The organism is Ectobacillus panaciterrae DSM 19096 (genome assembly GCF_000430785.1).
Classification (GTDB): Bacteria; Bacillota; Bacilli; order Bacillales; family Bacillaceae_G; genus Ectobacillus; species Ectobacillus panaciterrae.
Genome location: NZ_AUMR01000105.1, coordinates 1 through 12,039 on the forward strand (window position 1 = coordinate 1; position 12,039 = coordinate 12,039).

Sequence of the window (12,039 nt, forward strand, 5' to 3'; positions counted from 1 at the left end):
GGAAGTTACCAAATCAAACATTGAACCGGTTTTTAAAAACTTTGGTGAGAAGCCGGCAAACGGTCCAAATAGCAACGATTTTTTATTGTCGATAAATCGTGTGTCAAGATGCGGAACAGACATTGGAGGAGCACCAACCTTAGCTTTGCCGTATACTTTTGCATGATGCTGCGCTACAACATCCGGATTATTACACACCATAAATATTCCGCTTACCGGGAATCCTCCAATATGTTTTCCTTCAGGAATACCGGATTTTTGCAGTAAATGCAGGCTTCCTCCCCCGCCTCCGATAAAGACGAATTTTGCAGTATGGCGTTCGACAGTACCGCTATCGAGATTCCGCACTTTCAATTCCCACAAGCCGTCACTAGTACGTTTAATATCATTAACACTATGTTTGTAGTTTATATCGACATTTTTACTCTCTAAGTGGTCAAACAACATGCGCGTTAAAGCGCCAAAGTTGACATCAGTTCCAGAGTCGATTTTTGTTGCCGCTATAGGTTCATTCGATGCGCGGCCTTGCATAATAAGCGGAATCCATTCCATCAGTTTTTCCGGATCATCGGAAAATTCCATCCCTTGGAATAGGGGATTGTTTGACAGCGCTTCAAAACGTTTCTTTAAAAACGTTACATTTTGTTCCCCTTGTACCATACTCATATGAGGCAATGGCATGATAAAGTCCTGTGAACCATGTATCAGCTTGCTGTTTACAAGATAAGACCAAAACTGCATTGAAAGCTGAAACTGTTCATTAATTTTGATGGCTTTGCTAATATCTATAGATCCGTCTGGTTTTTCGACAGTGTAGTTAAGCTCGCACAGTGCCGCATGCCCTGTTCCTGCATTATTCCATTCGTTAGTGCTTTCCTCTCCTGCATTTTCGAGCTTCTCAAACACTGTAATTTTCCATTCCGGTACTAATTCTTTCAGAAGTGTCCCTAAAGTCGCACTCATGATTCCGGCTCCAATTAAGATGACGTCTGTTTTAGTTTCTCTTTTGCTCATTTTTATCTTCCTTATCCCCCTAAGATTTGCAGAAAGGATGTAGGCGCTCCTGCTTAGGCGCCAGAGCGCGACCTAGTCACACATCTTTTCTGGATCAATTATAACCTAATAATGGTATATCACTATTCAATTATAACCTAACAATAGTATATCACTATTCAATTATAACTTAACAATAGTATATCACCGTTATTTATAGATTAAAATATTTATTTACGCTTATTATGATAATTAATCAGCCATTTAAAAACTGGTAAGAAGTGAGAAGTGAGAAGTCCGTCCACAAGGCCCTAGGAACACACAAAAACCAAGTCCTTAACCCAGCTTCTTGCAAGGATTAAGGTTTTGGTTTGCGGTTACCAGTGAACCGCCACCCTCTAATTTTCGCCGTTACTTGTGGTACGGTTCAGTCCGATTGATCCGAAACACCTTACCAGAATTCCCCGTGCTACCCATTCAACATGTCAACATCTGTTCGGGTAATAGGTAAACCCTAAGCTTAAAAGTTCAAGTTTCTTCTATTTATAACTATTTATGTCTCCCATGGGGTTCCGTAAACAAGTTACCCTTAGCCTTTCTTATCCCAAGTACAAGCACGCTTTACACACAAATTTCAATACACTTTATAATTTTTATCTCATCTTCTTAATATTGTTTGTTAGACATCAATTATACCTTTACCTATCCCTTTTTCATCTGTAAATGAAATAAAAAACCTCATTTACTTATGATACAGCTCCCTGTAACGTATTTAAATGAGATTTTATTTCTGATTTTCATCCTTTTTATTAAAATTTAATTAAGGGACTTTAATACAGAATAAATATATAAAATTTCACGCATATACAAATAACGACAAAGTTCACACCATAGAATCAAGTAGAATAATAGTGATAATTTAAATATTAAGGTAAAATAATGGCGATAATTTAAGTATTAAGGTAAAATAATTGAAAGTTTGGGATGCAAAACCCAAACTTCAAAGTCGAGAAACGTTGATAGTTAGGTTACCAAGTATGCAGGGGGAATATTTATGGGAAATACGGCAAACGAATTAGTTGAAGTAATTGATAAACAACGGATAAGCTCATTCAAACGGTTTGTAAACCGGAAGTTTATTACAATTAGTGTGATCATTATTATTGCTCTCATATTTGCGGCAATTAGCTATTATCAGGCAAACCACTTTAACGCACATATCAAGATTAATGATACAAAAGTCGGTGGACTGACTACCGATCAGGCACTTAAAAAATTAAAAACATCTGTATTAAAAAACGAAGTCTATATTGGAAAGGAACGAATACTCGACGAAAAAGACACGAAGATAGGATTTACGGATAAAGATCTGCCCGGTATCAAAAAATTATTAAGAAGCCAACAGACATTTTTTCCTTCTTCAAAGGCAAAAAATTATTCATTAATACCGAGCAAACTGGATCAGTATCGAAGCCAAGTGCTGAAAAAACAAGTGGAAGAAAAGCTCTTATCAATGAATAAGAATTTAAAAGCGTCTCAAGATGCAGAGGCTATTATGAAACAAGGTGAAATTAGCGTCTCAAAAAGTGTTAATGGGCAGCAATATGATGTCGTCAGTCTATTAAAGGACTACAAGAAGCAGGAGTATAATAGTGAAATCCATCTGAATCCTGTATACATACAGCCAATCAAAGAAGACAATCCGATTGTAAAAAATGAAGAGAAAAAGCTGCAAGAACTTCTTCAACAAACCATTGAGTATAAGGTACAAGATAAAGTTTATTCTTTAAAAGCCAGCGATTTAATTAAAAATGCCTCTGTGTCAAAAGATATGAAAATTACGATTGACCCGGGTAATATTAAAAGTAAGATTGCGGAAATTAATAGTTCTCAATCCACATTAAATAAAAATTTCACATTTAAAACCCATTCAGGTTCAGTCATATCGGTAAAAGGACAAGGCTATGGTTGGGCAATAGATGTTGAAAAAGAAACAACACGGATTATGGAAGCTTTTGAAAAAGGGAAGAAGTCGCTTCCTGCTTCTAATATTTACGGAAATGGCTGGAGCAATGAAAGCATCGGTTATGAAACAACAACGAATAATGGCATTGGCGACACGTATGCTGAAGTGTCAATTGCGGAACAGCGGATTTGGATTTACAAAAATGGAAAATTGGCAGTCACAACGAATGTAGTGACCGGCAAACATAGCACCCATGAAGATACATCACCAGGAGTGTGGTATATCCTCTATAAACGATCACCGTACACGCTCAAAGGCAGCGCAGTAGGCAAACCAGATTATTCCGTTAAGGTAGATTACTGGGCTCCGTTTACAGACAGCGGACAAGGGTTCCACGATGCCAGCTGGCGGACAAACTGGGCAAGTAATGCCTATCTTACTGCAGGATCGGGCGGTTGTGTCAACGTCCAACCTAGTGTTATAAAGTCAGTGTATGACAATCTCAGTCAATACGAGCCGGTTATCGTTTATTAAGAATTGGTAGTCTATCATGAGTCAATATATGCATCCGAAACGTCCATGAACGTTTCGAGAGCATCTGTTAAATAAAAACATTTGAAAAACCACTGCTGTATCTGTTTTTTGAGGCTAGGTTGCTCAGACCTTTCCTCTGAATGAATTAAAAAGTATTTTCTTTAGTAAACATAAACGGAAGAAGGAAATCTATTAATTAATGATTTCCTTATACGTTCCTGTAAACAGCCTTTGTGCAAAAAACTTTAGATGAGTTACAAAACGATAATAGTTTAAGGACTCCTCGTCAAAGCCTATTTTAAAATGGTATTTAACGATATTTAATTCTGCTCTACAACAGATGATTGAGGATTATAAAGCGTATGTAAAAGAAATTAGGCTACCTGTCCCCTGTAGCATACAGGGAACAGGTAGCCTAGTTGTTTTTTCTAAGCCGCAAATCCGCGGGTCAGTTCAGGTTCACTTCAAAAATGAATGGACAGCTTTTTTCTCAGCCGTTTTCTGTGCCTGTGATAACCGTTTTGATGGTCCCAGACTTGATTTTATTACCGTCAAAGAAGCGAAGCAAATCACCTTGAATAATTTTATCTGAGAGTCTTAGTTCATTTTGCGCCCTGTCAATGAGAGGTTTAGCTTCCTGTACCGGTACTTGTACTTCTTGACCTGTTTGTCGATTATAGAACTGGTTGTTGTAATAAATATACTTATCCGTAATGAAGCTTCCATCGCGTTCCACAACAAACGGCTTGCGTTCAGGTGAAAACAAATCATGGCCAAATTCAATGTCATTAGACGTACCTACTCCCAACAAGTTGAGGATCGTTGGTTTCACATCGATTTCTCCTGCTGGAGCGGTAACGGTTTTTCCCTTTGTTTGACCCGGAACATGAATAAACAATGGTGTACGCTGCAATTGCATGTGATCAAACGGAGTGATCTCTGATTTTCCTAAGAATTGAGCCATTGCGTGATTATGCTCGTCAGAAATGCCATAATGATCGCCATAGAACACGATAATGGAGTTATCGTACAACCCTGTCTCCTTCAGACGCTCAATGAAGTGCTTCAACGCTTCATCTTCATAGCGAGCTGTCACAAAATAACTGTCCAAGATGCTATCACCAGAGTTATAAGGATCGATCAGTTTGATGCTGTTATCATACGTAAACGGAAAATGGTTCGTTAATGTGATAAAACGAGTATAGAACGGCTGTTTCAATTTTGTCAGCTTATCCACGGACTGGTCGAAAAACTCTTTATCCTTTAAACCCCAGCTAATTTTATTCTCTGGCGTTACATTGTAATCCAATTCGTTGAAGAAGCGATCGTACCCTAAAGAAGGATACATCATATTGCGGTTCCAGAATGTCGCGGTGTTTGCATGGAAAACCGCTGTGTAGTACCCTTGCTGATGCAGAATTTCAGGAGTAGCCACATATTCATTTCCTGTGTTTGTGAAGAATACAGAACCGCGGTCTAACGGATATAGAGAGTTATCAATCATAAACTCTGCATCGGATGTTTTCCCTTGGCCAGTTTGATGGTAGAAATTTTCGAAATAATAACTTTCCTTTACAAATTTGTTTAAGAACGGGGTCACTTCCTGGCCGTTTACCTTTGCACCAAGCAGGAAGGACTGTGTGGACTCAAGAGAAACAACAATAACATTCTTCCCTTTGGCCATACCGAACATATGCGGATCTGGTTTTACATTCACCGTTTTCACATAGTTTTCTGCTTCCTGAACCTTGCTTCCATCCGCGAATACCTTCTGAGAGCTAGATTTAGCTTGCAGTCCGAGATCATAAATTTGATGTACATACAAACCTAGGTTTTTTACAAGGGTGATACGGTCAAAAGAACTGGTCAGCAATTCAGGACGTTCCTTTTCCGCAAGTCCAAGATTCACTAAGAAAATTGTGAGACATATTAAAAAATACGAGGCTTTAACCAAGCTTGAAATACGTTCTGTTTTTACAAACCTGCTTTTTTTTCTTGCAAGAAAGAATAAAAAGATAACATCAGCAAACATTAACAGAACCTTGTAGTTGAGCAGTGCTTTGATGCTCGATCCCAATCCGTTAAGATTGGAAGTCTGCATCAAAACAGGCAATGTAACAAAGTCACTGTAGAACCCATAGAACAAAACGTTCCCGATTAAAATAATGGTCATAATCACATTAATAATTATAGCGATATAATTCCTCTTTTTTCCCTTTGCAAACATGGCAAGTCCAATCAAAAGCATGGAAGATGCCAATGGGCTAATAAACAGAATAACTTCCTGTCTCAGCGAGTCTAGTTTCAAATTAAATGCTAGACGAGTGACAATATACGTTTTCAACCATATTAAAAATACTGTCAGCAATACAAAGCGAATGCTTTGAAATTGTGTCTTCAACGCTTCCCTCATGTAGTTTTTCCCCTCCTATCTACTAAACCTAATCAGCTCCTGACACAAACGGAGTGCATCGGAAAAACATGGATTATTCTCCATGTAAAACAGTTGCAGACGCACAAGTGAAGGCTTTCAGATGCATGTATGCCTTCCTCCTTCAAGCATTCGAAAAATCTTCTATTTCTTAAAGACCATCCCATCCTATTGTATCTCACAGTGATATTTTAGTTAATAAATATGTATTTCGTGTGAACTTCATATTTATTCTCTTCATGAAGTAAAGAATATATGGAATGAATGACTTCATATCCAACAATTAGGTTCTGGTGCAAAACTTCAAGGCACTGGCAAGTAATCTCTAAATCTTGAACATACTGCTACTACTCTCAAAAAGACGTTTTTTTATTCAGTTGTATATATACGGTTGCTAAAAATCCAGCTGGGCGGTCTGTGGTTTTTAGTTTTTAATGTAATCAGCTAACGGAGCAGCTGAGGTATCGTCTTTTTTCCTCAATGAAAAAAGACTCCTTTATGGAGTCTCACTGGCTTCTTTCATCTGCCAATTCGTGTCTCATGCCTTCAAGGGCTTGTTCTCTACGCTCGTTCTTCGCTTCGATTTGGGCTTTAACGGTTTCACTGTCGCTATTTCTCATCGTTTCTCTTGCTTTCTCCATATTCTCTTCTGTGTCATGGATATGCTGCGCAAGATGAGCCGCGTTATCAGCACGATTATCTGGTTTTGGCGTGTTCTGCATGCGAGACCCTCCTTTTCTTTGTAACACCCGTATTATGTGATAACTTCGTTAAGGTTATGCGTTCACGAATGGAAAAGGGTCCCTAATGGGGCATAGCCTAGGGCGGATTATATTGATTCTAAACCGTCAACGTCGCCTTTGCAATCTCCGCTTTAATCATTTTCAAAAAAGAAAAATCCGAGCACACTTAAAATTAAAAGTACTACTAACGTACTTAGAACTAAAAAACCGATGCCTCCGACCAAAAATAACGCTTTTGGAAAAATAAGGGCCACAATTAATCCGATAATTAAGAACCACAGAACGGACTTGAAAGTTACTTTGAGGAGTTTCCAGATGATATAACCAAAAACAATTCCGATAAGGATATGGGTTATCAGCACAAGATTCACCTCCTAAAAAAATATTTGGTAAACAATATCATATCAAGCGGACAAAAAATTTCCCACTAGCATTACCGAGCGAGAAGTATCAGGAGCACTTTTAGGTGAGGGTAGTATAGGTTATGTGTATCTGCATTAATCATTCTAAAAAAACCTCTTCAACTATGTGAATGACAAACCTGCCGCTGCAATTGGATTTAAATCAATAGCTATCAAAAAAGTTAAAAATTTTCTTCTTTTTCTCATTCAGTTATGGTAGTGTATAAATAAATGAAGTATAAACTTCAACTTTTATTTAAAAAGAAGTATTAAATTCACCAATAGGGGTGTTATGTGATGAAACAGCTTCCTTAGCTTATTCAATTCGGTTATTGCCGGCATACATGAAAAAGATCCAAAACGGATTCATACCCATCAGCAAAAATTAGAAAAGCGATATTCAAGCTATGAGGTGTTTAATGAATGAGATTTTATTAAAGTTAAAAATTATGTAAAGGAGGTGATTCATTATGAACCCGATTCAATATATTGATCAGCAGCATGAATTATTGCTAAAAACCTACCATGATCTTCACTCCTTGGCTGAGCCAAGCTGGCAGGAGGAAAAAACGTCCCGCTACATATTGGAATGTCTTAAAAAAGCTGGGCTAACCGTGAAAACATTTGACAGCCATTATGGAATCATCGCTGAGATTCCTGGCCGCTCTAATCAGGTTGTGGCATTAAGGGCCGATATGGATGCGCTTGTTCAAGAAGTAGATGGAGTTGTAAAGGCGAATCATTCATGCGGACACGATGCACATAGCACTATGGTTTTATACGCTGCGTTAGCCATTGCCTACAGCGGAGCCCAGCCTAAACACACGCTCCGATTTTTATTTCAGCCTGCAGAAGAAAAAGGAGAAGGCGCTCTTCAAATGATCAATGATGGCGCATTGGAGAATGTTTCCTATTTATTCGGGGTACATGTAAGACCTAGTGCGGAGGTCCCTTATATGAAAGCTTCCCCCGTCATTATCCATGGCTCTGCCGGAACAATAAGAGGAACAATTAAAGGTATTCAGGCCCATGCTTCCCGGCCGCAAGATGGAATCAATGCAATCGAAGCAGCGGCTTTGCTTGTCCAAAAATTACAGCAGATTCATCTGCAAACCGAAACTCCTTATTCCATCAAAATGACACAGCTTCAAACAACAAACAAGGCATCAAACGTGATCCCGGAAACAGCTGTCTTTGCAATCGATGCCAGAGCTCAGACAAATGAGGTCATGGATGAACTAACTCGGCTTACAAAGGAAGCAATTGAACAAACAATGGAACAAACTGAAGCATCCATTTTCTGGTCTATGGAAGAATTTGTACCCGCAGCGACTTTGCATGAAACAGCTATAAAGCTGGCTGAGACCGCAATAGGAGCTATCATTGGAACGGAAAATGTCGTTCCAGTCTGTGTTTCTCAAGGAGGCGAGGATTTTCATTTTTATACAGCCAAACATCCTGATATAGCAGCAACTATGATTGGATTAGGCTGCGACTTAATGCCCGGTCTGCACCATCCGCATATGAAGTTTAATTTGGAAGCACTTATTTATGGAGCAAAAATTTTAACGAACACCATGTTGCTAGCGGCAGAAGAATAGAATGTTTCCCTATAAAAATCTAATAAAGAGGTTGACCATGACGAAAACACAGGAGATTGAAATTCGTTCCCTTCATCGAATTGAAGAGCTTGAGGACGTAAGAAAATTGGAGTGTAAAATCTGGGGAGAATATGACTCTATCCCCACACACCAAACTATAACAGCAGTGAAAAACGGCGGCTTGGTATTAGGAGCTTATTACAGGGAGCAGCTGGTTGGATTTCAATACAGCTTCCCGGGATTCAACGGAACATCCGCGTATCTTTGTTCACATATTCTAGGCACCGATGAACAGTTCCGCAACAAAGGCATTGGCGAGAAACTAAAGCTCGCGCAGCGTGAGGAAGCGCTAAAGCTTGGATATTCCCTCATCACTTGGACGTACGATCCGCTGGAAAGTATTAATGGGTATTTGAATATAGCTAAGCTTGGCGGCGTGTGCTCTGCCTATATCGCAAATTGTTACGGAGAAATGGAAGATCTTTTAAACAGCGGCATTCCTTCCGACCGCTTTCTTGTGGAATGGCATATTCAAGGAGAGGCAACGGATTCTCGGGGACAGGAAGTTGAATTGGACTTTCTATTAGAGAATTCGCTCATTCAATGGGACACGAATAAGAAAGGATTACCATTTCCCTCTTCCATCCTTCCTCTGCCCGAACAAAAGTGTGACAGAGCCTTTGTTGCCATTCCAAAGGATTTCCGAACAATCAGAGAAACAAACATGGAAACTGCCATTGAATGGCGGATGAAAACGAGAGATATTTTTACGCAGCTTTTTCATCAAGGATGGCAGGTTACTGATTTTGAAAAAAATGCTGTGGCAGAAATTCCTGTTCAGTTTTATGTGCTTTCAAAAAAATGATTTAACCTATTATAAAAAAATCGGTAAGACTGTGTTTTAACAGTTTTATCCCAAAAAGGAGAGTCCCCTAAGTGAAAATTAAACAAGTTATATTGCGGCATCTAAAACTTGACTTGCTTCACCCCTTTACAACCAGCTTTGGTACGGAATACGATAGGGAATTTATTCTAGTAGAAGTAAAAAGTGATGATGGCATTTCCGGCTGGGCCGAATCTGTTGCGATGCTTGATCCACTTTATAATGAAGAAACCGTAAAAACAAACTGGCATATACTCGAAGATTACTTAATTCCTATTCTTCTGAAAAACGAAATCCAGCATCCTGATGAAATCTCTGAAAAATATTTCACCCATATCCGCGGCAATTATATGGCAAAAGCTGCTTTAGAGGGGGCTGTTTGGGATCTGTATGCGAAAAAGCAAAATGCTTCTCTCTCGAGCGTGCTCGGCGGAACAAAAAAGGAAATAGAAGTGGGCGTAAGCATCGGAATACAAGATTCGATTGATTCGACTCTAGAAATAATTGAGACTCGCCTCGAGGAAGGCTATAAACGTTTCAAACTAAAAATCAAACCGGGCTGGGATGTTGAATTAATAGACAAGGTTCGGAAAGTATATCCTGACATCCCTCTCATGGCAGATGCAAATTCAGCTTATACCTTACAAGATATAGACCGCTTAGCCGCCTTGGACGATTTTAATTTAATGATGATTGAACAGCCGCTTGCCTATAACGATATCATTGACCATGCAGACTTGCAGGCAAGGCTGCAAACACCTATTTGCCTGGATGAAAGCATTCACTCATTAGAGGATGCAAGGAAAGCTATTAAACTAGGCAGCTGTAAAATTATCAATATTAAGGTCGGCCGTGTCGGAGGCTTGACCCAATCTAAGAAAATCCATGATTTATGTCAGGAACATCAAATTCCGCTATGGTGCGGGGGGATGCTGGAATCAGGCATTGGAAGGGCACATAACATCGCGATCACTTCCCTGCCGAACTTTATCCTGCCTGGCGATACCGCAGCTTCCTCCCTCTACTGGGCAGAAGATATTATTGAACCAGAGGTTACAGTAGAAAACGGAACGATCATGGTTCCAAGCTTACCTGGAATCGGCTATGAACCAAGTTTAGAAAAAATCAATAAGTATACTACGTACAGTCAAACTTATAGTTTCGAGTTAGTATAGTTCGGACACACTTTAACAATTTTCCGAAAGAAGTCTCCCTCTTCAAGCGTGTGAAGGGCGTAGCCCAACGGTAAGGGGGAGATGAATTTCGGTTAGGCGCAAGCCTAAAGAACATTTGTTCTTATCAAACATTACATATTATGGTAAAATTAACTTATCAAACAATCGTAAAGCGAGGTGAAATGATATGGCAAACAAAGCGTATAAGTTCCGAATCTACCCGACAGCCGCACAATGTGTTCTTCTTGCAAAAACCTTTGGCTGTGTTCGTTTCGTCTATAACAAAATGCTTACAGAACGCAAAGGAACATACGAACAACATAAAGAGAACAAAGAAACTTTGAAGAAGCTGAAGTTTCCTACTCCTGCCAAATACAAAGATGAGTTCACATGGCTCAAGGAAGTAGACAGCCTTACGTTGGCAAACGCCCAGTTGAATCTGCAAAAGGCGTACAAAAACTTTTTTGAGGGCAGAGCTGAGTTTCCAGTATTCAAGAACCGGAAAGCAAGGCAATCGTATACAACAAACGTGGTGAACGGAAACATTATGCTTTTGGACGGCTATATCAAATTACCGAAGCTGAAACTTGTCAAAATCAAACAGCACAGAGATATTCCTGCCCACCATATCATCAAATCTTGTACGATTTCTCGTACAAAAACGGACAAGTATTATGTTTCTATTCTTACGGAATATGAGCATCAACCCGTTTCGAAAGAAGTGCAACACATTGTGGGGTTAGACTTTTCTATGAATGGCTTATTTGTAGACAGCGAAACAGGTAAGAAAGCCAATTACCCTCGTTTCTATCGGCAGGCCTTAGAAAAACTAGCCAAAGAACAACGTATTTTGTCACGCAGAAAAAAGGGAAGCCATCGCTGGAACAAACAACGTCTGAAAGTAGCCGGGCTACATGAGAAAATAGCAAACCAACGCAAAGACTTTCTGCACAAGGAATCGTACAAATTATCTAAACGATATGACTGTGTCGTAATGGAAGATCTCAATATGAAAGGAATGTCACAAGCCCTAAACTTTGGAAAGAGTGTAGCTGACAATGCTTGGGGCATGTTCACCACATTCCTGCGATATAAGTTAGAGAAACAGGGGAAGAAACTGATCAAAATCGACAAGTGGTTCCCTTCTTCCAAAACTTGTTCCTGTTGCGGTCAAGTAAAAGCAGAACTGTCTCTTTCTGAACGGACATTCCAATGTGAATGTGGATTCACGGCGGATAGAGACCATAATGCTTCTATCAATATCAAACGAGAGGGCTTACGCCTGTTAGCATAAACATATAGAGCACGGAAT

At 39.4% G+C, this 12,039-nt stretch carries 9 protein-coding genes, 1 pseudogene and 1 riboswitch; of the genes and pseudogenes, 5 read left to right on the forward strand and 5 right to left on the reverse strand.

The window, feature by feature from the left end; all coding sequences use genetic code 11:
• Positions 1-1,014, reverse strand: a 1,014-nt coding sequence (locus tag H540_RS0119320; protein WP_028402029.1) for a malate:quinone oxidoreductase, incomplete at its 3' end; no start/stop codon positions are given.
• A 930-nt stretch (positions 1,015-1,944) separates the two neighbouring features.
• A riboswitch (cyclic di-GMP riboswitch) is annotated at positions 1,945-2,029 on the forward strand.
• 18 nt (positions 2,030-2,047) lie between these two features.
• Here H540_RS0119320 and H540_RS0119325 point away from each other — a divergent pair.
• Positions 2,048-3,493 carry a L,D-transpeptidase family protein gene (locus tag H540_RS0119325; RefSeq protein ID WP_034671483.1) on the forward strand — a complete coding sequence of 482 codons (1,446 nt, stop codon included), beginning with the start codon at positions 2,048-2,050 and terminating at the stop codon, positions 3,491-3,493.
• A 204-nt stretch (positions 3,494-3,697) separates the two neighbouring features.
• Here the strand turns inward: H540_RS0119325 and H540_RS32365 are convergent.
• The 4 genes and pseudogenes from H540_RS32365 to H540_RS0119340 all read right to left on the reverse strand — a co-directional run.
• Positions 3,698-3,817, reverse strand: a pseudogene (locus tag H540_RS32365) (PRD domain-containing protein); the annotation flags it as partial.
• Between the two features lie 166 nt (positions 3,818-3,983).
• Positions 3,984-5,906: an LTA synthase family protein gene (locus H540_RS0119330; protein WP_028402031.1), complete on the reverse strand. Its 1,923-nt coding sequence runs from the start codon at positions 5,904-5,906 to the stop codon at positions 3,984-3,986.
• 524 nt (positions 5,907-6,430) lie between these two features.
• Entirely contained in the window at positions 6,431-6,646 is a 216-nt protein-coding gene (locus H540_RS0119335; RefSeq protein ID WP_028402032.1) for a small acid-soluble spore protein Tlp, read from the reverse strand.
• A gap of 152 nt (positions 6,647-6,798) precedes the next feature.
• Positions 6,799-7,029, reverse strand: coding sequence for a hypothetical protein (locus H540_RS0119340; RefSeq protein WP_028402033.1), 231 nt, complete (start codon positions 7,027-7,029; stop codon positions 6,799-6,801).
• Positions 7,030-7,538: 509 nt separating this feature from the next.
• Here H540_RS0119340 and H540_RS0119345 point away from each other — a divergent pair.
• The 4 genes from H540_RS0119345 (at position 7,539) to H540_RS0119360 (ending at position 12,021) form a co-directional block, all read left to right on the forward strand.
• Complete coding sequence (locus H540_RS0119345) at positions 7,539-8,669, forward strand: amidohydrolase (protein WP_028402034.1); 1,131 nt, start codon at positions 7,539-7,541, stop codon at positions 8,667-8,669.
• 37 nt (positions 8,670-8,706) lie between these two features.
• A complete protein-coding gene (locus tag H540_RS0119350; protein ID WP_028402035.1) occupies positions 8,707-9,534 on the forward strand; it encodes an acetyltransferase in 828 nt (275 codons plus the stop codon).
• 71 nt (positions 9,535-9,605) lie between these two features.
• Positions 9,606-10,727: an o-succinylbenzoate synthase gene (gene menC, locus H540_RS0119355; protein ID WP_028402036.1), complete on the forward strand. Its 1,122-nt coding sequence runs from the start codon at positions 9,606-9,608 to the stop codon at positions 10,725-10,727.
• A gap of 187 nt (positions 10,728-10,914) precedes the next feature.
• Positions 10,915-12,021, forward strand: a complete 1,107-nt coding sequence (locus tag H540_RS0119360; RefSeq protein WP_028402037.1) for an RNA-guided endonuclease TnpB family protein — start codon at positions 10,915-10,917, stop codon at positions 12,019-12,021.
• The last annotated feature ends 18 nt before the right edge of the window (positions 12,022-12,039 follow it).